Source organism: Bacillus niameyensis, assembly GCF_001375535.1.
Taxonomy (GTDB): Bacteria; Bacillota; Bacilli; order Bacillales; family Bacillaceae_C; genus Lederbergia; species Lederbergia niameyensis.
The window spans coordinates 2,912,712-2,937,785 of the sequence record NZ_LN831197.1 but is presented as its reverse complement, the minus strand read 5'-3'; the positions used below and the strand labels follow the sequence as shown (position 1 = coordinate 2,937,785).

The 25,074-nt window shown below is 42.6% G+C and carries 16 protein-coding genes, 7 tRNA genes and 4 rRNA genes; all 27 read left to right on the top strand.

Going from position 1 to position 25,074, the window contains the following annotated elements; all coding sequences use genetic code 11:
- Positions 1–23: 23 nt before the first annotated feature.
- The 27 genes from BN1243_RS13905 to BN1243_RS13775 all read left to right on the top strand — a co-directional run bounded on the left by BN1243_RS13905 (position 24) and on the right by BN1243_RS13775 (position 24,752).
- Complete coding sequence (locus tag BN1243_RS13905) at positions 24–425, top strand: FtsB family cell division protein (RefSeq protein WP_062107758.1); 402 nt, start codon at positions 24–26, stop codon at positions 423–425.
- 75 nt (positions 426–500) lie between these two features.
- On the top strand, positions 501–917 hold the full coding sequence (locus BN1243_RS13900) for a S1 domain-containing RNA-binding protein (protein ID WP_062107756.1): 417 nt from the start codon (positions 501–503) through the stop codon (positions 915–917).
- A 396-nt stretch (positions 918–1,313) separates the two neighbouring features.
- On the top strand, positions 1,314–3,800 hold the full coding sequence (gene spoIIE / locus BN1243_RS13895) for a stage II sporulation protein E (RefSeq protein ID WP_062107754.1): 2,487 nt from the start codon (positions 1,314–1,316) through the stop codon (positions 3,798–3,800).
- A 77-nt stretch (positions 3,801–3,877) separates the two neighbouring features.
- Positions 3,878–4,609 carry a vWA domain-containing protein gene (locus BN1243_RS13890; RefSeq protein WP_062107753.1) on the top strand — a complete coding sequence of 244 codons (732 nt, stop codon included), beginning with the start codon at positions 3,878–3,880 and terminating at the stop codon, positions 4,607–4,609.
- Positions 4,581–5,525: a protein kinase domain-containing protein gene (locus BN1243_RS13885; RefSeq protein WP_062107751.1), complete on the top strand. Its 945-nt coding sequence runs from the start codon at positions 4,581–4,583 to the stop codon at positions 5,523–5,525. Before BN1243_RS13890 ends, BN1243_RS13885 begins: the two co-directional genes overlap by 29 nt.
- 67 nt (positions 5,526–5,592) lie before the next feature.
- Complete coding sequence (gene tilS, locus BN1243_RS13880; RefSeq protein ID WP_062107749.1) at positions 5,593–7,014, top strand: tRNA lysidine(34) synthetase TilS; 1,422 nt, start codon at positions 5,593–5,595, stop codon at positions 7,012–7,014.
- Positions 7,011–7,562 carry a hypoxanthine phosphoribosyltransferase gene (gene hpt / locus BN1243_RS13875; protein ID WP_062107747.1) on the top strand — a complete coding sequence of 184 codons (552 nt, stop codon included), beginning with the start codon at positions 7,011–7,013 and terminating at the stop codon, positions 7,560–7,562. Before tilS ends, hpt begins: the two co-directional genes overlap by 4 nt.
- A 93-nt stretch (positions 7,563–7,655) precedes the next feature.
- Positions 7,656–9,653 (top strand): ATP-dependent zinc metalloprotease FtsH, encoded by a 1,998-nt coding sequence (gene ftsH, locus BN1243_RS13870; protein WP_062107745.1) that lies wholly within the window; start codon positions 7,656–7,658, stop codon positions 9,651–9,653.
- Between the two features lie 452 nt (positions 9,654–10,105).
- Entirely contained in the window at positions 10,106–10,876 is a 771-nt protein-coding gene (locus tag BN1243_RS13865; protein ID WP_195892110.1) for a type III pantothenate kinase, read from the top strand.
- A gap of 16 nt (positions 10,877–10,892) precedes the next feature.
- On the top strand, positions 10,893–11,768 hold the full coding sequence (gene hslO / locus BN1243_RS13860) for an Hsp33 family molecular chaperone HslO (protein ID WP_062107741.1): 876 nt from the start codon (positions 10,893–10,895) through the stop codon (positions 11,766–11,768).
- Positions 11,769–11,911: 143 nt separating this feature from the next.
- Positions 11,912–12,838, top strand: coding sequence for a cysteine synthase A (cysK, locus tag BN1243_RS13855; RefSeq protein ID WP_062107739.1), 927 nt, complete (start codon positions 11,912–11,914; stop codon positions 12,836–12,838).
- 203 nt (positions 12,839–13,041) lie between these two features.
- Positions 13,042–13,824 (top strand): dihydropteroate synthase, encoded by a 783-nt coding sequence (gene folP, locus BN1243_RS13850; RefSeq protein ID WP_062110628.1) that lies wholly within the window; start codon positions 13,042–13,044, stop codon positions 13,822–13,824.
- A complete protein-coding gene (gene folB / locus BN1243_RS13845) occupies positions 13,817–14,182 on the top strand; it encodes a dihydroneopterin aldolase (RefSeq protein WP_062107737.1) in 366 nt (121 codons plus the stop codon). Before folP ends, folB begins: the two co-directional genes overlap by 8 nt.
- Positions 14,179–14,706 (top strand): 2-amino-4-hydroxy-6-hydroxymethyldihydropteridine diphosphokinase, encoded by a 528-nt coding sequence (gene folK / locus BN1243_RS13840; RefSeq protein ID WP_062107735.1) that lies wholly within the window; start codon positions 14,179–14,181, stop codon positions 14,704–14,706. The genes folB and folK overlap by 4 nt, the downstream gene beginning before the upstream one ends.
- Positions 14,658–14,873, top strand: coding sequence for a helix-turn-helix domain-containing protein (locus BN1243_RS13835; RefSeq protein WP_062107733.1), 216 nt, complete (start codon positions 14,658–14,660; stop codon positions 14,871–14,873). The genes folK and BN1243_RS13835 overlap by 49 nt, the downstream gene beginning before the upstream one ends.
- A gap of 483 nt (positions 14,874–15,356) precedes the next feature.
- Positions 15,357–16,844 carry a lysine--tRNA ligase gene (gene lysS, locus BN1243_RS13830; RefSeq protein WP_062107731.1) on the top strand — a complete coding sequence of 496 codons (1,488 nt, stop codon included), beginning with the start codon at positions 15,357–15,359 and terminating at the stop codon, positions 16,842–16,844.
- Between the two features lie 312 nt (positions 16,845–17,156).
- Positions 17,157–18,704 (top strand): 16S ribosomal RNA (locus tag BN1243_RS13825).
- A gap of 437 nt (positions 18,705–19,141) precedes the next feature.
- A 23S ribosomal RNA gene (locus BN1243_RS13820) occupies positions 19,142–22,095 on the top strand.
- 130 nt (positions 22,096–22,225) lie between these two features.
- Positions 22,226–22,341 (top strand): 5S ribosomal RNA (gene rrf, locus BN1243_RS13815).
- Between the two features lie 12 nt (positions 22,342–22,353).
- Positions 22,354–22,429 (top strand) — tRNA-Val (locus BN1243_RS13810).
- A 9-nt stretch (positions 22,430–22,438) separates the two neighbouring features.
- Positions 22,439–22,514: transfer RNA gene (locus BN1243_RS13805), tRNA-Thr, on the top strand.
- A 6-nt stretch (positions 22,515–22,520) separates the two neighbouring features.
- Positions 22,521–22,596, top strand: a tRNA-Lys gene (locus BN1243_RS13800).
- A gap of 37 nt (positions 22,597–22,633) precedes the next feature.
- Positions 22,634–22,715: transfer RNA gene (locus BN1243_RS13795), tRNA-Leu, on the top strand.
- Between the two features lie 35 nt (positions 22,716–22,750).
- Positions 22,751–22,825: transfer RNA gene (locus BN1243_RS13790), tRNA-Gly, on the top strand.
- 39 nt (positions 22,826–22,864) lie between these two features.
- Positions 22,865–22,941 (top strand) — tRNA-Pro (locus BN1243_RS13785).
- A 16-nt stretch (positions 22,942–22,957) separates the two neighbouring features.
- Positions 22,958–23,033, top strand: a tRNA-Ala gene (locus tag BN1243_RS13780).
- Between the two features lie 171 nt (positions 23,034–23,204).
- A 16S ribosomal RNA gene (locus tag BN1243_RS13775) occupies positions 23,205–24,752 on the top strand.
- The 16S, 23S and 5S rRNA genes sit together here with 7 tRNA genes alongside, the layout of an rRNA operon.
- The last annotated feature ends 322 nt before the right edge of the window (positions 24,753–25,074 follow it).

Genomic DNA, 25,074 nt, shown 5'->3' with positions numbered 1-25,074 from the left:
AGGGTATGTAAGGAGGGCTCAGGATGGGAATAAAAAATGTCGCCGCACTTGAAACTAAATATATGAAGCAGCAAGAAGTTTTAATGAAAAAAGCTGCACGCAGGAAAAAACTTTTAATTCGCCGTCTCACTGTATTCCTACTCCTGACGGTAGCCTTATCTTATCTAGTTATTTCTTCACTTATTTCTAAGTCGTCTGTTTTAGAATCGATGGAAAAGGAAAAGCTGAATCTTGAACAGACATTAACAGATTTAAAGAAAGAGCAATCAATGCTTGAAAATACGATCGTCAAATTAAATGATGATGAATATATAGCAAAGCTTGCTCGCAGTGAGTATTTTCTTTCTAAGGAAGGTGAAATCATTTTTAACCTTCCAGATGAAAAAAAGGATAAGGATAAAGAAAAGGAAAAAGTGTCTTATTGACACTTTTTTTAAAAATTCGATATAATGTAGTGTAAGGGTATTTTTTTTATTATTCTAAGGAGGAAACATTTTTTTATGTCAATCGAAGTAGGCAGCAAGTTACAAGGCAAGGTAACCGGTATTACTCATTTTGGGGCGTTTGTGGAGTTGCCAGGTGGCTCAACAGGTTTAGTTCATATTAGTGAAGTCGCCGATAATTATGTAAAGGACATCAATGAGCATCTAACTGTAGGTGACGAGGTCTTAGTTAAAGTCTTAAATGTTGAGAAAGACGGAAAGATTGGATTGTCGATCCGTAAGGCGAAGGATCAGCCACCTAAGCAATCTCATTCAAACCATCGCCATAGTAATAATAATAGGATGAATGAGCGCACGAAAGAAAGCTTTGAATCAAAAATGAACCGTTTCTTGAAGGATAGTGAGGACCGCCTGGCTTCCTTAAAGCGCAATACTGAATCAAAACGTGGCGGAAGAGGAGCAAGACGAGGATAACTTGCTGTCTGTTTTTAAAGATAAAAGGAGCCTTTCAATCAATATGATTGGAAGGTTTTTTTGATAAAAATATTATTAAAATTTGTTCATACTTTCTGTGTCTAGCTCCAGCGCTTAATGATCTAGGGCAAAGAAAGAGCTAAAAGTTTCGCTAAACGGGAGCTTGCACTTTTGTTCTAAAATAGATTTCGATGATTAGCAGGCTACTTTAATTTACAAGTAGTTTGCTTTTTTTTGTGATTCCTGTAGGAATATGGAGGAAAAAATTAATATTCAGATAATTTGCTTGAAATCGTCGAACTTTTTTTCTAGGCTACCCCTTCAAAGTGACAAAATTTTGTAACTTGTCCCTCTATAATGGATTTAAATTTAAAAATGAGTGGGGAGTGCAAAAAAATGGGAAAAGGAGAAAGAGTTTATGTGGAGGCATCTATCCATAATCCGGATTTTAGAGATACGAAGCTTGAAATCTCAAATGGATTTAAAAAAATGCTTCAGAAGCTAGAAACAGTTTTTCTGCAAAAGGGAATAGCTCTATTTCTAGTTGCTTTACTTTTAGGAAGGGCATTAATATTGTCCCAATTGACACCGTTTGCTTTACCCTTTTTTGCAGTAGTTTATTTAATAAAAAGGGATCGTGCTCCACTTGTCCTTTTTGGTCTTCTTGCTGGTTCTTTAACACTTGGCATTGATTATGCGATTTATACATTTGCCATTTGTTTACTTTATATGTTTAGCAGTAAATTAATGGAATTATTCTTTAAACAAACTCCTAAAGTTTTACCTTATATGGTTTTGGTCATATCTTTCTTTGTTAAATGTGGTTGGATCTTTTTTCAAAATGGACAAACTATCTCTCGTTTTGATGGAGTTATGGCTGGAGTAGAAGCAGGATTATCTTTTGTCTTAGTCTTTATATTTATCCAAAGTATCCCTTTTATCCTTGCGCAGAAAAGGAAAAAGACATTAAAAACAGAAGAAGTGATTAGTCTTATTATTATGTTAGCGTCCATTATGACAGGAACGATTGGATGGGCTATTTACGGCCTGTCTGTTGAACATATATTGTCCCGTTATCTCGTCATTCTTTTTGCCTTTACTGCTGGTGCATCGGTTGGCTCTACCGTAGGGGTTGTTACCGGCTTGATTTTTAGCTTGGCTAGTGTGTCAAGTCTGCATCAAATGAGTTTACTCGCTTTTGCGGGCCTCCTTGGAGGTCTATTAAAAGAAGGCAAGCAAATAGGTACGGCCATTGGATTGCTCGTTGCAACATTATTAATGGGGCTTTATGGTGAATCGAATGCCCCTATTTTGAAAACGGTTTATGAATCGAGCATTGCTGTATTTTTATTACTTTTGACTCCTCGAAGTTGGACGGCAAAACTAGCACGCTATATACCAGGCACTTCGGAATATGCACAAGATCAACAGAAATACGCTAGAAAAATTCGAGATATAACAGTGCGAAGAGTAGAACAATTTTCTTCTGTCTTTCAAGCTTTATCAAATAGTTTTTCACAGTCTGAGAAAATGAGTGAAGTCAAAGATGGAGAACAAGAGTTGGATTATTTTCTTAGTCATGTTACGGAAAAAACATGTCAAAACTGTTATAAAAAAAATCAATGTTGGGGAGCGGACAACTTTGATACAACTTATGAGTTAATGAAGAAAGTTATGCATGATATGGACGAAAATTCCGGTGCCATTCCCATTTCTTTAAACCGTCAGTTGGAGAAACATTGTCATAAGGCGAAAAAAGTTCAAGGTGCCATTCATCAAGAACTAAATGTTTATCAGGCGAATCAGCAATTAAAAATACAAGTTCGGGAAAGTAGAAGGTTAGTAGCTGAGCAACTACTTGGCGTTTCAGAAGTAATGGGGGATTTCGCGCGGGAGATTCAAAGGGAACAGAAAAACCATTATAGACAGGAGGAAATGATCTTAGATGCTTTGCAGGAATTCGGGATCGAAATTGAGGAGGTAGAAATTTATAATTTGGAACCTGGTAATGTAGATATTGATATCACCTTGCCAAGCCGCCATTTACTGGGGGAATGTGAAAAAATTATTGCTCCATTATTATCAGATATTTTAGATGAAACAATTATTGTACAACAGGAAGACCATGGTAAGGGGAATACAGACTATCATTATGCCACCTTTAGGTCGGCAAAGGCTTATGTTGTAGAAACAGGAGTTGCTCACGCAGCGAAAGATGGTGGATTTCTATCAGGGGATAGTTATTCGATGATTGAGCTTGGTCCAGGAAAATATGCTGTTGCTATTAGCGATGGGATGGGGAATGGGGAACGCGCCTATCATGAAAGTAGTGAAACGTTAAAATTATTGCAAAAGATTTTAAAATCAGGAATTGAGGAAAAGGTGGCGATCAAATCAGTCAATTCTATATTATCCCTAAGATCTACAGATGAAATATTCTCGACTTTAGATTTAGCGATGATCGATTTACAAGATGCACAAACAAAGTTTCTTAAGATTGGTTCCATCCCAAGTTTTATAAAGAGGGGGAATAAAATCATTAAAATAGAGGCAGCAAATTTACCGATGGGTATTCTTCAAGAATTCGATGTAGAAGTTGTCTCGGAACAACTGCGTGCTGGAGATTTACTGATTATGATGAGTGATGGTGTATTTGAGGGACCGAGAAATGTGGAGAATCATGAGTTATGGATGAAAAGGAAACTTCGGGAGATGGAAACGGATGACCCACAAGCTGTTGCCGATTTAATTATGGAGGAGGTTATTCGAACATGTTCCGGGGCAATTATCGATGATATGACGATTGTCGCCGTGAAAATCAAGCATAATACCCCAAAGTGGGCAGCTATACCAATAAGGAGCAGCATGCTAAAAATCTCCTAAATTTTGTATAAAAGTAAGTGCTCCCGGAGAGGATGGTAAAAACGGAGGGTTCACGACCGTAAATTGGAGGGGAGCTTATGAAGAAAGGTAGTTTAAAACAAATTTTGTTAATAACCGATGGATGTTCCAATCAAGGAGAAGATCCGATTGCAATGGCGGCTCTTGCTAAAGAAAATGGAATAACTATAAATGTTATTGGTGTTATTGAAAATGATACGATCGATCAAAAGGGTGTAAATGAAATTGAAGGGATAGCAGCATCTGGCGGTGGAATAAGTCAAATTGTCGTTGCAGAACAATTATCACAAACCGTTCAAATGGTAACAAGAAAGGCGATGACTCAAACATTACAAGGTGTCGTCAATAAAGAGCTTCGGCAAATTCTTGGCAAAGCAACAGAAATTGAAGAACTACCCCCAGATCAACGAGGCGAGATTATGGAAGTAGTTGATGAGCTTGGAGAAACGGCCGATATTGAGGTATTAGTCTTAGTAGATACAAGTGCAAGTATGAAAATGAAGCTTCCAACAGTAAAAGAAGCATTACTGGATCTATCATTAAGTTTAAATGCACGAATGGGCAATAATCGCTTTTCTGTCTTTGTATTTCCCGGGAAACGGAAAGAAGTAGAGCGACTTTTAGATTGGACACCAAATCTGGAATTGTTGACAAGCATTTTCCCGAAGTTGGCTGTTGGCGGGATTACTCCGACTGGGCCTGCCTTACGTGAAGCGATGGCCCATTTCAAGAAAAAGCGTTCTTTGAGAGGGCTGTTATCCAATGATGAATACATGGAAGACTCAATGTAATTTCTCTGCCGGCACAATTATTACGGGAAAGTGGCATAGGCATTTTTATCAACTTAAAAGTGAGCTTGGTTCTGGGGCAAATGGCGTAGTCTATCTTGCAAAAGCAAAAACGGGCTATGTTGCTTTAAAGATGAGTACGGATAGTCTTTCTATTACGTCCGAGGTTAATGTGTTAAAGGCGTTTGCGAAGGTCCAGGGATCATCCCTAGGGCCTTCTTTGTATGACGTTGATGATTGGGATAGCCCGAGGGGAAGAATCCACTTTTATGTGATGGAATATATTCAAGGACCTGATCTCCTTTCTTTTATCCAAAAGGGAGGTAAGTCGTGGGCTGGAGTTATGATTGTTCAGCTATTAGACGTTTTGGAAGGTCTCCATAAGAATAATTGGGTGTTTGGCGATTTGAAGCCGGAAAATTTAATTGTATCAGGCCCTCCTCCAACTATTCGTGTAATCGATGTTGGAGGAACTACTATGATTGGAAGAGCTATTAAGGAATTTACCGAGTTCTTTGATAGAGGTTATTGGGGACTCGGGTCAAGAAAGGCGGAACCTTCCTACGATTTATTTTCTACGGCTATGCTATTTATTAATCTTTACTATCCAAAGAGATTTTCAAAAAGAGAAAATAGCTATCAGCAATTGAGTGAGTTAGTTCGTAATCACCAAGAGTTAAGTCGATTTGAACCAGTTTTACTGAAGGCTTTGACTGGAAAATACCGTTCCGCTAGAGAAATGAAAGAGGAGATTCTTCTATTATTATCAGGAGGAAACCAACAAGTGCCAAAAACAAGAACAGCCCGATATACGCAAAAACGTAAGAAGAAACGGGTAGGCTCCTTTATGGAAACTGTATTGGTTTTAACTCTAACAATTATTTTATATGCACTTTATATATATGGTTATATTTTATAAGACTCAAGTTAAGTGGTAACATAATGGATAGACCAATGCTGTATTTGGAAGATGGGAAGGGTTTATTATGTTGCAATTTGAGAAAAAAACAAAGGAATTTGTAAAGAAACATTCCTTAATAAAAGAAAAAGACTTTATTGTCGTTGCTGTATCCGGAGGTCCGGATTCGCTTGCCTTACTTCACTATCTTGTTTCTAGAAGGGCAATTTATGATATCGAACTAGCTGTTGTTCATGTTGATCATATGTTAAGAGGAAAGGAATCTGAGAATGATCGTCTATTTGTTGAGGAATATTGCAAGCAGAACAATATAGTTTGTAAAAGTACCTCTATTCCCATTGCAGAGAAGATGGAAAAGGATCGTGCTGGATTACAAGAAACAGCAAGAAAGTACCGTTACCAATTTTTTGAGCATGTAATGAGGGACTTAAAGGCAACTAAATTAGCCGTTGGGCATCATGGTGATGATCAAATAGAGACGATATTAATGAGATTGACTAGAGGGGCAAGTGGAATAGCAAGAGCAGGAATCCAGGTAATTCGCCCATTTCAAAATGTTGGGGAAATCATTCGGCCATTGCTAGCTGTTTCCAAAGAGGAAATTGAAGAGTATTGTAAATACTATCACCTTGAACCGAGGCTAGACTTGAGCAACCAAAAACGCACGTATACGAGAAATCGTTTCCGTTTTGACGTTCTCCCATTTTTGAAAAGGGAAAACCGCCAAGTTTTGGATCACTTTCAACGATTTAGTGAAGAACTAAGCGCTGATGAAGCCTATTTGCAAGAATTAGCAAAAGAGCAATTTCCTAAAATGTGTAGAGAAGGTGAAAATGGAGGAATTTTACTTGATATTAACCAGTTTTCAGAGATACCTTTGCCTTTACAAAAAAGGGTGATTCATCTAATATTAAACTATCTTTACCTTCACATGGCACCTGACTTAACTGCATTTCATGTAGATCAACTCCAAAACTTATTAAAAGGTACCCATCCATCTGGAAGTTTAAACTTTCCAGTAGGGTTAAAAGTTATTCGTTCTTATGAAGTATGTCAGTTTACATTTGATGAAGAGGAACCTCCTTCTCCATACTATTATGAACTATATCCGGGAGATCATGTATATTTACCTAGTGGAGGGGTAATAGGTGTAGAAGAGAAGAAAGGTGATTTTCCTCCGCCAAACCCAAATATATTCAGATTTAATCTAACGGACATTGAGTTACCGATAATTATAAGAACGAGAAAACCTGGTGACAAAATAAGGATTAAAGGAATGGATGGGAGTAAGAAGGTAAAAACACTCTTTATTGATGAGAAGGTGTCTCGGATAGAGCGATTAGCTTGGCCTATCGTTACGGATAACACTGGTAAAATTTTATGGATCCCTGGGCTAAAGAAGTCGTCCTATCATTTAGTATCCAACAACACCACGGAATATTATCAAATATATTACAGCCTTGAAACCAATTTTGGAGGGTACATATGAAAAATGATATTGAGAAAGTATTAATAACTGAAGAAGAAATCAATAAAAAGATTGTGGAGCTTGCTGAACAACTGACGGAAGAATATAAGGATCGATTTCCTCTTGCGATTGGTGTTTTAAAAGGCGCTACACCATTTATGACTGATCTTTTAAAACGGGTTGATACATATTTAGAAATTGATTTCATGGACGTATCAAGTTATGGAAGTGGGACGGTTTCCACAGGTGAGGTAAAAATTCTTAAAGACTTAAATACCCGTGTTGAAGGAAGAGACATATTAATTATTGAAGATATTATTGATAGTGGTTTAACCTTAAACTATTTGGTTGATTTATTCCGTTATCGGAAGGCAAAAACGATTAAAATTGTTACCTTATTAGACAAACCGACTGGCAGAAAGGCAAATATTGAAGCTGATTACGTAGGTTTTTCTGTACCAGATGAGTTCGTTGTCGGATACGGGTTAGACTATGCAGAAAAATACCGCAATCTCCCTTATATTGGGATATTAAAACCGGAGATATATGGAAAGAATGAGGAAGAGTAAAATATATAATAAAAAGAAGTTGAATTATTGTAAAAGCAGAATTTTCTATGATACTATTGAATATAGTTTTTTTACCGTGGGAGGAGGTAAGGGATGAACCGGGTTTTGAAAAATGTCATTTTCTACGCTCTCATTTTCCTGGTACTAGTTGGGATCTTGAGTTGGTTTAAAAACAGTAATGAAATGACAAAACCAATATCTTACAACGAATTTGTAACACATTTGGAAAATGGTGATATTGAGAAATATAGTATGCAGCCGGAACGTGGCGTTTATGAAATTAAAGGTAAGTTAAAAGACGCTAAAGAAGGTAACTTTTTCATTACTTATGTCATGAACAGTCCAGCTATGCTGGATCGAATTGATGCTGCATCATCTGAATTAGAGGTAAAACCTGCGAAGGAATCGAGTGTTTGGGTTTCGTTTTTCACAACTATTATTCCTTTCGTTATCATCTTTATTCTATTTTTCTTCCTGTTAAATCAAGCACAGGGTGGCGGAAGCCGAGTAATGAACTTTGGGAAAAGTAAAGCAAGGCTATATTCCGAAGAAAAGAAAAAAGTTCGCTTTAAAGATGTAGCTGGTGCAGATGAAGAAAAACAAGAACTTGTAGAAGTGGTTGAATTTCTAAAGGATCCACGGAAGTTTTCTGAGCTTGGAGCAAGAATCCCTAAAGGTATCCTTCTTGTAGGACCTCCAGGAACAGGTAAAACGTTACTCGCTAGAGCGGTTGCGGGTGAAGCTGGTGTACCGTTTTTCTCTATTAGTGGTTCTGACTTTGTAGAAATGTTTGTTGGTGTAGGTGCTTCACGTGTTCGTGACTTGTTTGAAAATGCCAAGAAAAATTCACCATGTATCATCTTTATTGATGAAATTGATGCTGTTGGACGTCAGCGTGGTGCAGGGCTCGGTGGTGGACATGATGAGCGTGAACAAACATTGAACCAATTACTTGTAGAAATGGATGGATTTGGTGAAAATGAAGGGATCATCATCATTGCTGCTACAAATCGTCCGGATATTTTAGACCCAGCACTTCTCCGCCCTGGTCGTTTTGACAGGCAAATTACAGTTGATCGCCCAGATGTTAAAGGCCGTGAAGCTGTACTTAAAGTTCATGCACGTAATAAACCGCTAGATGCTTCTGTTGATTTAAAAGCTATAGCGATGAGAACACCTGGATTCTCAGGTGCTGATCTCGAAAATCTTCTGAATGAAGCAGCATTAGTAGCTGCTAGAAGAGATAAAAAGCGGATTGATATGGACGATGTAGATGAAGCAACAGATCGTGTCATTGCTGGTCCTGCAAAGAAAAACCGCGTCATCTCGGAAAAAGAGCGAAACATCGTTGCTTATCACGAAGGTGGTCATACTGTAATTGGTTTAGTTTTGGATGAAGCCGAAATGGTTCATAAAGTTACGATCGTACCACGTGGGCAAGCAGGCGGATATGCGGTTATGCTACCTAAGGAAGATCGCTATTTTATGACGAAGCCAGAGTTGTTGGATAAAATTACTGGGCTTCTCGGTGGACGTGTTGCTGAGGAAATCACTTTTGGAGAGGCATCAACCGGAGCTCATAATGACTTCCAACGGGCAACAGGCATTGCGCGTAAGATGGTAACCGAATTTGGAATGAGTGAAAAGCTTGGTCCGCTTCAATTCGGTCAATCCCAAGGTGGTCAAGTATTCTTAGGACGCGATATCCATAATGAACAGAACTATTCAGATGCTATAGCCTATGAAATTGATTTAGAAATTCAAAGAATCATTAAAGAATGTTATGATCGTGCGAAGAGAATACTTACCGAAAATAACGATAAGCTGGAACTAATTGCTCAAACTCTTCTTAAAGTGGAAACACTGGATGCTGAACAAATCCGTAGTCTATATGAAGAAGGAAAGCTTCCAGATCGTCCGATTATTGAAGTGAACGAGAAAGATGATCCAATCGTTACGATCCAACCTAAGGACGAGTTAAAGGATATGGCGATTAAGGAAGATCGTGAAGATCCACTACTTGATCGTCCGGAGAAATTCGGTCCAACGCATCGCCCTAATGATTCTGAAGATGATTCTCATAAAGAATAGACGAAAAGACATCCGTTTGGATGTCTTTTCTTACGTTGATTGGACTTTAAGTTTAAACTTTACTAAGTGGGACTTCCGGCTTCTTCCTAAGATAAGTCAACATCGATTTGCCTACGGCTCATCGTGTTTCCTATATCTCAGGCCAACAGGACGTTGGTCAGAACGGCGTTGCGCCAGGACGGCGCGTCTTTAGCCGTTCATCCTTATTAAAGTTCGTACGTCGCTAAACGGGCACTTCCACTTTTCACGGTCTAGCGTCATTGCCCAGCGACTAGAAAACTTCTACGCGTCTTCCTACGATAAGTCAACATCGGCTCGTCCTATCGGACTCTCCGTGTTTCCTTTATCTCGTCAGAAGCTAGGAAGTTTTTACGTCGCTAAACGGGCACTTCCACTTTTCATATGTTATGATATTTTGGAGAAAAAACTTTGAGTGTAAAGTGGTGAGATTATTGATCTTTGTATTAGATGTAGGGAACACGAATATTGTTCTTGGTGTTTATGATCGTGATACTTTGAAATATCATTGGAGAATACACACGAACCGACATAAAACAGAAGATGAATATGGAATGGATATTAAATCTTTATTTCAGCATGTAGGACTTGATTTTAAGGATATTAAGGGAATCATTATTTCTTCTGTCGTTCCACCTCTTATGTTTACTCTAGAAAAAATGTGTAAAACGTATTTTCAAATTACTCCATTAATTGTTGGTCCTGGAATTAAAACAGGCCTTAATATTAAATATGATAATCCACGTGAAGTCGGAGCCGATAGGATTGTTAATGCTGTTGCTGGGATTCATGAATACGGAAGCCCGCTAATTATCGTTGATTTTGGAACAGCGACAACTTTTTGTTATATTAATGAAAAAAGTGAATACATGGGTGGAGCAATTGCTCCTGGTATCGGTATTTCCACAGAGGCTTTATACTCTAGGGCGGCGAAACTTCCTAGAATTGAGATTACACATGTCGATGAAGTTATTGGGAAAAATACCGTGGCGGCTATGCAAGCGGGGATTTTGTTTGGCTTTGTTGGGCAGGTCGAGAGTATAGTTGAGCGCATGATGGCTAAATCTAGTAAAAAGCCGACCATTATTGCAACTGGAGGATTAGCTAATTTAATTGCTTCTGAAACAAAGATGATTGATATCGTTGATCATGATCTAACATTAAAAGGCCTACAATTAATTTATAAAAGAAATATTAGCGAGTGAAGGGCGGTTTATATAGATGGGAGATTACTTAGTTAAGGCATTGGCATATGATGGCCAAGTTCGTGCATATGCGGCATTAACAACTGATACGGTTGCCGAAGCGGAACGCCGTCATCACACGTGGCCAACGGCATCTGCTGCTCTTGGAAGAACTATGAGTGCGGGTGTTATGATGGGCGCTATGCTAAAAGGTGATAATAAAATTACAATTAAAATAGAGGGTGGCGGTCCGCTGGGCGCTATTTTAGTGGATGCAGACGCTTTTGGCCATGTTCGTGGATATGTAACTAATCCTCAAACACATTTTGATTTGAATGAGTTTGGAAAATTAGATGTTCGGCGTGCAGTAGGAACAGAAGGTACACTAACAGTTGTTAAAGATGTGGGGCTTCGTGATCATTTTTCTGGTCAAGTCCCGATTGTTTCTGGTGAAATTGGGGATGATTTTACCTATTATTTTGCTAAGTCTGAACAGACCCCATCATCAGTGGGAGTCGGTGTTTTAGTGAATCCAGATAACACCATTTTAGCTAGTGGGGGTTTTATCATGCAAATGATGCCTGATGCATCAGATGAAGTGATTTCTGAAATTGAGCAAAGACTTCAGTCAACCCCACCTGTTTCAAAATTAATACATGAAGGCCATTCGCCTGAAAGAATACTGGAATTTCTCCTCAAAGATGTGCATATTTTGGATAAAGTACCGATAGAGTTTCGTTGTACTTGTTCAAATGAGCGTCTTGCGAACGCGATTATAAGTCTCGGAGTTGAAGAAATACAAGCAATGATTACGGAGGATGGCGAAGCGAATGCGCAATGTCATTTTTGCAACGAAACATATCATTTCTCTAAAGAAGACCTTGAGGCATTAATGACGGAAGCGAAAGGGTAATATAAAGGAAGGTGGGAGTTGCCACCTTCCTATTTTATTTTTGAAGAATTGATTATAATCGGAAGTTTCTCATTGACTATATAATGGAGGCGTGTTATTTTAATAATAAACCAATAAAAATACTCGGATTTAGAGGTGAGGGAATGGCGAAGATTGCAAATTCTATTACAGAATTAATTGGAAACACTCCGATTGTTAAATTAAACCGACTCGTTGATGACACAAGTGCAGATGTTTATTTAAAGTTAGAATACATGAACCCTGGCAGTAGTGTAAAAGACAGAATTGCCCTTGCTATGATTGAAGCCGCAGAAAAGGCCGGGAAATTAAAAACTGGTGATACTATTATTGAGCCTACAAGTGGAAACACTGGAATTGGATTGTCGATGGTAGCTGCTGCTAAAGGATATCGTGCCATTTTAGTAATGCCAGATACAATGAGCCTAGAACGAAGAAGCTTGTTGCGAGCTTATGGTGCAGAACTTATTTTAACTCCAGGTTCTGAGGGAATGAACGGTGCGATAAAGAAGGTAAGTGAACTTGCGGAAGAACATGGTTATTTTGTTCCTCAACAGTTCGAAAATGGGGCAAACCCGGAAATTCACCGTTTAACGACAGGTAAAGAAATTGTTGAGCAAATGGGCGATCAACTTGATGGGTTTGTTTCAGGTATTGGGACAGGTGGAACGATTACTGGTTCGGGCAGTGTATTAAGGGATGCTTATCCAAATATACGAATTTATGCAGTTGAACCGAATGATTCACCTGTATTATCAGGTGGAAAGCCAGGGCCTCATAAAATTCAAGGCTTAGGTGCAGGTTTTGTACCTAAAGTACTGAATACGGATATATATGATGAGGTTGTTAAAGTAAAAAATGAGGAAGCCTTTGAATGGGCAAGACGTGCTGCGAAAGAGGAAGGAATTCTAGGTGGAATTTCGGCCGGTGCAGCGATTGCAGCAGCATTAAAGGTGGCTAAAGAGTTAGGTAAAGGTAAGAAAGTATTGGCAATTATCCCGGATAACGGGGAGCGTTATTTGAGTACACCACTATATCAGTTCGAGGACTAATAGATAGAAAGAGCAGGTTCATTAATTTGAACCTGCTCTTTTGTGTTTAGCATTTTTAGTAGATGCCACACGCGGGGTTTTGTTCTTTTCAAAAAGGGCTTAATACGGTAGTCTAAGGATATAAGTAAGGTAAAAAAGGGTGTAAATAGGTGAAGAATGTTATAAAATGTGGACCGTTTGAATTGGATTTAGAAAAGAAGACAATGATTATGGGAATTTTAAATATTACACCGGATTCATTTTCAGATGGCGGCCTCTATAATCATCATACATTAGCTGTAAATCATGCTGAGGAAATGGTTGCTAATGGAGCAGATATTATTGACATCGGTGGGGAGTCAACTAGGCCAGGGCATGAACCAGTGACGGTCGAGGAAGAAATAGCTCGTGTTGTCCCTATTATTGAGGCGCTTGCTATGAAAGTGAATGTTCCGATTTCCATTGATACTTATAAAGCAGAGACGGCAAAGTGGGCAGCAAATGCTGGGGCCACTATGATTAATGATATATGGGGAGCAAAAAGGGACCCAGAGATCGCTATTGTGGCTGCGGAAACAGGTTTGCCGATTGTATTGATGCATAATCGCGAAGATCGAAACTATTCTTCTTTTGTTCGAGATGTACTAAATGATTTATATGAAAGTATTTCTATTGCAAAAAAGGCTGGCGTAGCAGATGAGCAAATTATTATAGATCCGGGTATTGGTTTTGCTAAAGATTATGAAGAGAATCTTAAAATGATGGCTAATCTAGATAAAATAGTTGGTCTTGGTTATCCGGTTTTGCTTGCTACATCGAGAAAGCGGATGATAGGAACCGCGCTTAATTTATCTGTTGATGAAAGAATGGAAGGAACGGGCGCTACGGTGTGCTTTGGTATTCAAAAGGGATGTCAAATGGTGCGTGTCCACGATGTGAAGGAAATTAGCCGAATGGCCCAAATGATGGACACTTTAATGGGTAAGGGAGAACGTTTTAATGGATAAGATTTATTTAAATGAAATGGAATTTTACGGATACCACGGAGTGCTACCTGAAGAGACACGGCTTGGTCAGAGGTTTCGTGTTACTATGGTTATTGAGACAGATTTTCGTGAAGCAGGCCTTGAGGATAATTTAGAAAAAACAATCAGTTATGTAGATATTTATGAAATGTGTAAGCAAGTAGTGGAAAATGAAACCTATAAATTAATTGAGGCTGTGGCTGAAAGAATATCGACAGTCGTTTTAGAAAATTTTAAAAAAATTGAACGAGTTACAGTAAAGGTTATTAAGCCAGATCCGCCTATTCGGGGGCACTATCATTCTGTAGCGGTTGAAATTACGAGGGAGCAGCATTCATGAAAAATAATGCCTTTTTATCACTTGGCTCAAATATGGGCATTAGGGAAGAGTTTTTAAAGCATGCCATTTCGAGACTTCATCAATCCCCTAATATCGAAGTGACTGCACTTTCATCTATATATGAGACAGACCCTGTTGGTTATACAGATCAAGGCCTTTTTTTAAACATGGTCGTACGAATTTCCACAACACTATCTCCTCTTGAGCTCTTAAAGCTATGTTTAGATGTTGAAAAAGAGATGGGAAGAATAAGGGAGTTTAAGTGGGGGCCGAGGGTTATCGACCTTGACATTTTATTGTATAATAAAGAAAATATTGAAATGGAGGCACTACATATACCTCATCCACGAATGAGAGAACGTGCTTTTGTTCTTGTGCCACTGTTAGAAATAGATCGGAGTCTTGTACTTCCGAATTCAGATACCCCGCTAGTTGAAGTTCTGGACGAAATACCTGACAAAGAAGGAGTTCGGTTATGGAAACAGATAAATGGGGAAGACGCATTCGCGCTTTTCGAAAGCTAAAAGGTTTTACGCAAGAAGGTCTTGCAAATGATATAGGAGTATCCGTTTCTGTTTTTGGTGAAATTGAACGAGGCACGAGGTTACCATCGGATCATATGTTGGAGAAAATATCTGATTGCCTTGGTGTTTCGATTGCTGAATTAACACCTGAAGATGAAAGGGAGTGAGGTAAAGTCAGTGTTGGAAATTGCAGATACACCAAGATGTACTCACTCCGATGGCTGGAGTATTAGAAGGAACTCGATGAAGTTATGATTGGATGAGCAACTTTTGGAAAGCCATGGGTGGTTTATTAAACTGTCAAAGAGTTTCTAGATCGATTAATTGTTTAAAGGAAGAAAATGTAGCAGTGTGAGAAATGCTGAAACATGCTGCTCGGTATTTAAAAAGGATTCATGGAAACCCCAAATTAGGAATGCCATTAATCACTGTGATACTAGAGCTGAATTGTAGTTTTGTTTGATGGAAATATCAAACAAGCTAGACAACATGCATGTCATACTGCCGGTATATTACTGGCAGTTTGTTTTTTTGGGGGAAAGAATTAAACTAATCATTAAAGTGATTTTATAAAAAACTGTTAGCATTTGAGAATAATGTGTAATAATGGGGATTAATAAGTGACGTTAAATAGAATGGAGTGTTTTTACGTGAGTCATGAAGAAACTAATGATCAAATACAAGTAAGACATGAAAAAATGCTAGCTCTGCGCGAAAATGGAATCGACCCATTTGGCAAACGTTTCGAACGTTCAAGCAATACTCAGGAAATAAAAAGTGAATATGAAGCACTTTCGAAAGAAGAATTAGAAGAAAGAGAAATTGAAGTAACGATAGCTGGGCGTGTAATGACTAAGCGCGGAAAGGGTAAAGCTGGTTTTGCCCATATCCAAGATTTACAAGGACAGCTCCAAATTTATGTTCGTAAAGACGCTGTTGGTGAAGAGGCGTACGAACTTTTTAATTCAACAGATCTTGGTGATTTAGTTGGAATTACGGGTAATGTTTTTAAAACAAAAGTAGGGGAACTCTCTATAAAAGCAAAGGATTTCCAATTGTTAACAAAGGCACTACGTCCGCTACCAGATAAATTCCATGGTTTAAAAGATGTGGAGCAACGCTATCGTCAACGCTACCTAGATTTGATTACGAATCAGGATAGTAAAGAAACATTTATTAAGCGTAGTTTAATCATTAAAGGAATCCGAAATTATCTAGATCAAGAGGGCTTTCTAGAAGTCGAAACGCCGATGCTACATGCTATTGCCGGGGGAGCTGCTGCCCGTCCTTTTAAAACCCACCATAACGCATTGGACATGCCCTTTTATATGCGTATTGCTATTGAACTGCATTTAAAACGTTTAATAGTTGGTGGTCTTGAGAAAGTGTATGAGATTGGACGAGTGTTCCGTAATGAAGGTGTTTCAACTCGTCATAATCCTGAGTTTACGATGATTGAATTATATGAAGCATATGCTGATTACAATGATATTATGGAATTAACCGAAAATATGATAGCGCATGTCGCAAAAGAAGTACTTGGGAAGACATTAATCCAATACGGAGATTATGAGGTTAATTTGGAACCGAAATGGCGCCGGCTCCATATGGTCGATGCTGTTAAGGAGTATACTGGAGTAGACTTTTGGGGACAAATGAGTGATGAGGATGCTAGAAAGTTAGCTGCTGAACATAATATTGAAATTACAGAACATATGACGTTTGGCCATATCGTTAACGAATTTTTTGAGCAAAGAGTAGAAGAAAAGTTAATTCAACCTACATTTATTTATGGCCATCCAGTAGAAATCTCACCACTGGCCAAGAAAAATGAGGAAGATTCCAGGTTTACCGATCGCTTTGAATTATTTATTGTTGGTCGTGAACACGCAAATGCATTTACAGAATTAAATGATCCAATTGATCAGCGGTCACGGTTTGAAAGTCAATTGCTTGAGCGTGAGCAAGGGAATGATGAAGCCCATGAAATGGATGAGGATTTTGTAGAGGCACTTGAATACGGTATGCCGCCGACTGGAGGACTAGGAATTGGTATCGATCGCTTAGTAATGTTATTGACTAATGCTCCTTCCATTCGTGACGTATTATTGTTTCCGTTAATGAGAAGCCGGGATTAATATTATTTATTTGGTAAATATAGAGGTGTGTAGCTATTTAAGAGGCTGCACTCCTCCTTTTTTAAAAAAAGTATAAATAGGTATTGCGCTACTTAAAAAATGATGGTATATTATTATTCGTGCTTTTGAAAAAGAGAAATCAAAAAAACAATTCAAAAAAAGTTGTTGACATATGATTCTCAGCTTGATATAATAGAAAAGTCGCCAAAAGAGGCGAGGAGAAATTTGATCTTTGAAAACTGAACGAAACAAACGTCAATAATAAATAGATGATCTTTGATCATCGCCAGCTTTATATGAGCTAAACAAACTTTAAATGAGAGTTTGATCCTGGCTCAGGACGAACGCTGGCGGCGTGCCTAATACATGCAAGTCGAGCGAATGGATGGGAGCTTGCTCCCTGAAGTTAGCGGCGGACGGGTGAGTAACACGTGGGCAACCTGCCTGTAAGACTGGGATAACTCGCGGAAACGTGAGCTAATACCGGATAATTTCTTTCTTCACATGGAGAAAGGTTGAAAGACGGTTATGCTGTCACTTACAGATGGGCCCGCGGCGCATTAGCTAGTTGGTGAGGTAACGGCTCACCAAGGCGACGATGCGTAGCCGACCTGAGAGGGTGATCGGCCACACTGGGACTGAGACACGGCCCAGACTCCTACGGGAGGCAGCAGTAGGGAATCTTCCGCAATGGACGAAAGTCTGACGGAGCAACGCCGCGTGAGTGAAGAAGGTTTTCGGATCGTAAAACTCTGTTATCAGGGAAGAACAAGTACCGTTTAACTGACGGTACCTTGACGGTACCTGACCAGAAAGCCACGGCTAACTACGTGCCAGCAGCCGCGGTAATACGTAGGTGGCAAGCGTTGTCCGGAATTATTGGGCGTAAAGCGCGCGCAGGCGGTCTCTTAAGTCTGATGTGAAATCTCGCGGCTCAACCGTGAGCGGTCATTGGAAACTGGGGGACTTGAGTGCAGAAGAGAAGAGCGGAATTCCACGTGTAGCGGTGAAATGCGTAGAGATGTGGAGGAACACCAGTGGCGAAGGCGGCTCTTTGGTCTGTAACTGACGCTGAGGCGCGAAAGCGTGGGGAGCGAACAGGATTAGATACCCTGGTAGTCCACGCCGTAAACGATGAGTGCTAAGTGTTAGAGGGTTTCCGCCCTTTAGTGCTGCAGCAAACGCATTAAGCACTCCGCCTGGGGAGTACGGCCGCAAGGCTGAAACTCAAAGGAATTGACGGGGGCCCGCACAAGCGGTGGAGCATGTGGTTTAATTCGAAGCAACGCGAAGAACCTTACCAGGTCTTGACATCCCGCTGACCGGTCTGGAGACAGGCCTTTCCCTTCGGGGACAGCGGTGACAGGTGGTGCATGGTTGTCGTCAGCTCGTGTCGTGAGATGTTGGGTTAAGTCCCGCAACGAGCGCAACCCTTGAAATTAGTTGCCAGCATTTAGTTGGGCACTCTAATTTGACTGCCGGTGACAAACCGGAGGAAGGTGGGGATGACGTCAAATCATCATGCCCCTTATGACCTGGGCTACACACGTGCTACAATGGATGGTACAGAGGGTTGCGAGACCGCGAGGTTTAGCCAATCCCTTAAAACCATTCTCAGTTCGGATTGTAGGCTGCAACTCGCCTACATGAAGCCGGAATCGCTAGTAATCGCGGATCAGCATGCCGCGGTGAATACGTTCCCGGGCCTTGTACACACCGCCCGTCACACCACGAGAGTTTGTAACACCCGAAGTCGGTGGGGTAACCTTTTGGAGCCAGCCGCCGAAGGTGGGACAGATGATTGGGGTGAAGTCGTAACAAGGTAGCCGTATCGGAAGGTGCGGCTGGATCACCTCCTTTCTAAGGAATAAACGAAAAGCGGAGGCGCCTGTCCATCGACGTACAAATATCATAGATTCTGACGAGATAAAGGAAACACGATGAGCCATTAGGCGAATCGATGTTGACTTATCGTAGGAAGAAGCGTAGATATTTGCTAGTCGATAGGCGCCAGAGCTAGACATCGTAAAAAAGACGTTTCGTTTCGTTCAGTTTTGAGAGTTCAAACTCTCAAAAGTTTGTTCTTTGAAAACCAGATAAAATGAGAAGATATAAACCGAGAAACATTCACCTTACGGAGAATTCCGTAAGAAAACTAGTAAGACCTTATTAAGGTCGAGCAAGGAGAAGCGAGAAGATCAAGGAAGCAAATGAGTGAGCGCCGGAGCGTATATAATACGTGAGGATGCGAATGAATGAAGCTGACGCAGAGATTCGAAGCTTATCATTGCACGAACGATTAAGTTAGTAAGGGCGCACGGTGGATGCCTTGGCACTAGGAGCCGATGAAGGACGGGACTAACACCGAAATGCTTCGGGGAGCTGTAAGTAAGCTTCGATCCGGAGATTTCCGAATGGGGAAACCCTCTGCTCGTAATGGGGCAGAATCCATTTCTGAATACATAGGAAATGGAAGGCAGACCCGGGGAACTGAAACATCTCAGTACCCGGAGGAAGAGAAAGAAAAATCGATTCCCCGAGTAGCGGCGAGCGAAACGGGAAAAGCCCAAACCAAGAGGCTTGCCTCTTGGGGTTGTAGGACACTCTATACGGAGTTACAAAAGGATGATGTAGACGAAGCGGTCTGGAAAGGCCGGCCACAGAAGGTAACAGCCCTGTAGTCGAAATGTCATCCCCTCCTGAGTGGATCCTGAGTACGGCGGGACACGTGAAATCCCGTCGGAAGCTGGGAGGACCATCTCCCAAGGCTAAATACTCCCTAGTGACCGATAGTGAACCAGTACCGTGAGGGAAAGGTGAAAAGCACCCCGGAAGGGGAGTGAAATAGATCCTGAAACCGTGTGCCTACAAATAGTCAAAGCATGGATGCGTATTTCCCTATGGGAAAACGCTGTGTGATGGCGTGCCTTTTGTAGAATGAACCGGCGAGTTACGATTTCATGCAAGGTTAAGTTGAAGAGACGGAGCCGCAGCGAAAGCGAGTCTGAATAGGGCGCATATAGTATGAGGTCGTAGACCCGAAACCAGGTGATCTACCCATGTCCAGGGTGAAGGTAAGGTAACACTTACTGGAGGCCCGAACCCACGTACGTTGAAAAGTGCGGGGATGAGGTGTGGGTAGCGGTGAAATTCCAATCGAACCTGGAGATAGCTGGTTCTCTCCGAAATAGCTTTAGGGCTAGCCTTGAGAAAGAGTCTTGGAGGTAGAGCACTGTTTGGACGAGGGGCCCTCATCGGGTTACCGAATTCAGACAAACTCCGAATGCCAAAGACTTGATTCTCAGGAGTCAGACTGCGAGTGATAAGATCCGTAGTCGAGAGGGAAACAGCCCAGACCGCCAGCTAAGGTCCCCAAGTATCCGTTAAGTGGAAAAGGATGTGGAGTTGCTTAGACAACCAGGATGTTGGCTTAGAAGCAGCCACCATTTAAAGAGTGCGTAATAGCTCACTGGTCGAGTGACTCTGCGCCGAAAATGTATCGGGGCTAAACGGATCACCGAAGCTGCGGACTGACACCGTAGGTGTCAGTGGTAGGAGAGCGTTCCAAGGGCTGTGAAGCCAGACCGGAAGGACTGGTGGAGCGCTTGGAAGTGAGAATGCCGGTATGAGTAGCGAAAGAAGGGTGAGAATCCCTTCCACCGAATGCCTAAGGTTTCCTGAGGAAGGCTCGTCCGCTCAGGGTTAGTCGGGACCTAAGCCGAGGCTGAAAAGCGTAGGCGATGGATAACAGGTCGATATTCCTGTACCACCTCCCCGCCGTTTGAGTAATGGGGGGACGCAGGAGGATAGGGTAAGCGCGCTGCTGGATATGCGCGTCCAAGCCGTTAGGCTGAAGAGGAGGCAAATCCTTCTCTTTAAAGCGGAGCGGTGATGGCGAGGGAAATATAGTACCGAAGTTCCTGATTCCACACTGCCAAGAAAAGCCTCTAGCGAGGCGGGAGGTGCCCGTACCGCAAACCGACACAGGTAGGCGAGGAGAGAATCCTAAGGTGATCGAGAGAACTCTCGTTAAGGAACTCGGCAAAATGACCCCGTAACTTCGGGAGAAGGGGTGCTCTTTTGGGTGAAAGCCCGAGAGAGCCGCAGTGAATAGGCCCAGGCGACTGTTTAGCAAAAACACAGGTCTCTGCGAAGCCGCAAGGCGAAGTATAGGGGCTGACGCCTGCCCGGTGCTGGAAGGTTAAGAGGAGTGCTTAGGCGCAAGCCGAAGGTACGAATTGAAGCCCCAGTAAACGGCGGCCGTAACTATAACGGTCCTAAGGTAGCGAAATTCCTTGTCGGGTAAGTTCCGACCCGCACGAAAGGCGCAACGATCTGGGCACTGTCTCAACGAGAGACTCGGTGAAATTATAGTACCTGTGAAGATGCAGGTTACCCGCGACAGGACGGAAAGACCCCGTGGAGCTTTACTGCAGCCTGATATGGAATGTTGGTGCAGCTTGTACAGGATAGGTAGGAGCCGTCGAAGCAGGAGCGCCAGCTTCTGTGGAGGCATCGGTGGGATACTACCCTTGCTGTACTGACATTCTAACCCGCACCCGTGATCCGGGTGGGAGACAGTGTCAGGCAGGCAGTTTGACTGGGGCGGTCGCCTCCTAAAGAGTAACGGAGGCGCCCAAAGGTTCCCTCAGAATGGTTGGAAATCATTCGCAGAGTGTAAAGGCACAAGGGAGCTTGACTGCGAGACCTACAAGTCGAGCAGGGACGAAAGTCGGGCTTAGTGATCCGGTGGTTCCGCATGGAAGGGCCATCGCTCAACGGATAAAAGCTACCCCGGGGATAACAGGCTTATCTCCCCCAAGAGTTCACATCGACGGGGAGGTTTGGCACCTCGATGTCGGCTCATCGCATCCTGGGGCTGTAGTCGGTCCCAAGGGTTGGGCTGTTCGCCCATTAAAGCGGTACGCGAGCTGGGTTCAGAACGTCGTGAGACAGTTCGGTCCCTATCCGTCGCGGGCGCAGGAAATTTGAGAGGAGCTGTCCTTAGTACGAGAGGACCGGGATGGACGCACCGCTGGTGTACCAGTTGTCTCGCCAGAGGCATAGCTGGGTAGCTATGTGCGGAAGGGATAAGTGCTGAAAGCATCTAAGCATGAAGCCCCCCTCAAGATGAGATTTCCCTTGGTTTATACCATAAGACCCCTGAAAGATGATCAGGTTGATAGGTCCGAGGTGGAAGTGTGGCGACACATGGAGCTGACGGATACTAATCGGTCAAGGGCTTAATCAAATGAATGTTTTTCAATTACTACTTCTCTTTTATCTGGTTTTGAGGGAATGAACCTCATTAAAAGGATCTTCTGCTAAGATCGCTCACGTCCTGTGAGCAACGCAGAAGTCAGCACATCCTGTGCAAGTAGTCTGGTGACGATAGCGAAGAGGTCACACCCGTTCCCATCTCGAACACGGCAGTTAAGCTCTTCAGCGCCGATGGTAGTAAGGGGCTTCCCCTTGTGAGAGCAGGACGTTGCCAGGCTACGTAATAATTGGAGGATTAGCTCAGCTGGGAGAGCATCTGCCTTACAAGCAGAGGGTCGGCGGTTCGATCCCGTCATCCTCCACCATACTTATTTGCCGGCCTAGCTCAATTGGTAGAGCAACTGACTTGTAATCAGTAGGTTGGGGGTTCAAGTCCTCTGGCCGGCACCATGGTATGAGCCATTAGCTCAGTTGGTAGAGCATCTGACTTTTAATCAGAGGGTCGCAGGTTCGAATCCTGCATGGCTCACCATTTTTAATTATAATATTTATTTAAGAACTTTATATTTGCGGGTGTGGTGGAACTGGCAGACACGCTAGACTTAGGATCTAGTGCCGCAAGGCGTGGGGGTTCGACTCCCTTCACCCGCATCATTTCCTTTCGTAATAAATAACGATTATTATTTGCGGAAGTAGTTCAGTGGTAGAACATCACCTTGCCAAGGTGGGGGTCGCGGGTTCGAATCCCGTCTTCCGCTCCAAGGGAATATTTACACATGTTTGGCGGAAATGGGTATACCCGGGAAGTAGCTCAGCTTGGTAGAGCACTTGGTTTGGGACCAAGGGGTCGCAGGTTCGAATCCTGTCTTCCCGACCAGTTAATATATTTATTTGGGGCCTTAGCTCAGCTGGGAGAGCGCCTGCTTTGCACGCAGGAGGTCAGCGGTTCGATCCCGCTAGGCTCCACCAAAAAATAAAACAAAAAAGTGTTGACATTATATTACATACGTAATATAATAGAAAAGTCGCCAAAAGAGGCGGAGAGAAATTTGATCTTTGAAAACTGAACGAAACGAATGTCAATAATAAATTTTAGATGATCTTTTGATCATCGCCAGCTTTATATGAGCTAAACAAACTTTAAATGAGAGTTTGATCCTGGCTCAGGACGAACGCTGGCGGCGTGCCTAATACATGCAAGTCGAGCGAATGGATGGGAGCTTGCTCCCTGAAGTTAGCGGCGGACGGGTGAGTAACACGTGGGCAACCTGCCTGTAAGACTGGGATAACTCGCGGAAACGTGAGCTAATACCGGATAATTTCTTTCTTCACATGGAGAAAGGTTGAAAGACGGTTATGCTGTCACTTACAGATGGGCCCGCGGCGCATTAGCTAGTTGGTGAGGTAACGGCTCACCAAGGCGACGATGCGTAGCCGACCTGAGAGGGTGATCGGCCACACTGGGACTGAGACACGGCCCAGACTCCTACGGGAGGCAGCAGTAGGGAATCTTCCGCAATGGACGAAAGTCTGACGGAGCAACGCCGCGTGAGTGAAGAAGGTTTTCGGATCGTAAAACTCTGTTATCAGGGAAGAACAAGTACCGTTTAACTGACGGTACCTTGACGGTACCTGACCAGAAAGCCACGGCTAACTACGTGCCAGCAGCCGCGGTAATACGTAGGTGGCAAGCGTTGTCCGGAATTATTGGGCGTAAAGCGCGCGCAGGCGGTCTCTTAAGTCTGATGTGAAATCTCGCGGCTCAACCGTGAGCGGTCATTGGAAACTGGGGGACTTGAGTGCAGAAGAGAAGAGCGGAATTCCACGTGTAGCGGTGAAATGCGTAGAGATGTGGAGGAACACCAGTGGCGAAGGCGGCTCTTTGGTCTGTAACTGACGCTGAGGCGCGAAAGCGTGGGGAGCGAACAGGATTAGATACCCTGGTAGTCCACGCCGTAAACGATGAGTGCTAAGTGTTAGAGGGTTTCCGCCCTTTAGTGCTGCAGCAAACGCATTAAGCACTCCGCCTGGGGAGTACGGCCGCAAGGCTGAAACTCAAAGGAATTGACGGGGGCCCGCACAAGCGGTGGAGCATGTGGTTTAATTCGAAGCAACGCGAAGAACCTTACCAGGTCTTGACATCCCGCTGACCGGTCTGGAGACAGGCCTTTCCCTTCGGGGACAGCGGTGACAGGTGGTGCATGGTTGTCGTCAGCTCGTGTCGTGAGATGTTGGGTTAAGTCCCGCAACGAGCGCAACCCTTGAAATTAGTTGCCAGCATTTAGTTGGGCACTCTAATTTGACTGCCGGTGACAAACCGGAGGAAGGTGGGGATGACGTCAAATCATCATGCCCCTTATGACCTGGGCTACACACGTGCTACAATGGATGGTACAGAGGGTTGCGAGACCGCGAGGTTTAGCCAATCCCTTAAAACCATTCTCAGTTCGGATTGTAGGCTGCAACTCGCCTACATGAAGCCGGAATCGCTAGTAATCGCGGATCAGCATGCCGCGGTGAATACGTTCCCGGGCCTTGTACACACCGCCCGTCACACCACGAGAGTTTGTAACACCCGAAGTCGGTGGGGTAACCTTTTGGAGCCAGCCGCCGAAGGTGGGACAGATGATTGGGGTGAAGTCGTAACAAGGTAGCCGTATCGGAAGGTGCGGCTGGATCACCTCCTTTCTAAGGAATAAACGAAAAGCGGAGGCGCCTGTCCATCGACGTACAAATATCATAGATTCTGACGAGATAAAGGAAACACGATGAGCCATTAGGCGAATCGATGTTGACTTATCGTAGGAAGAAGCGTAGATATTTGCTAGTCGATAGGCGCCAGAGCTAGACATCGTAAAAAAGACGTTTCGTTTCGTTCAGTTTTGAGAGTTCAAACTCTCAAAAGTTTGTTCTTTGAAAACCAGATAAAATGAGAAGATATAAACCGAGAAACATTCACCTTACGGAGAATTCCGTAAGAAAACTAGTAAGACCTTATTAAGGTCGAGCA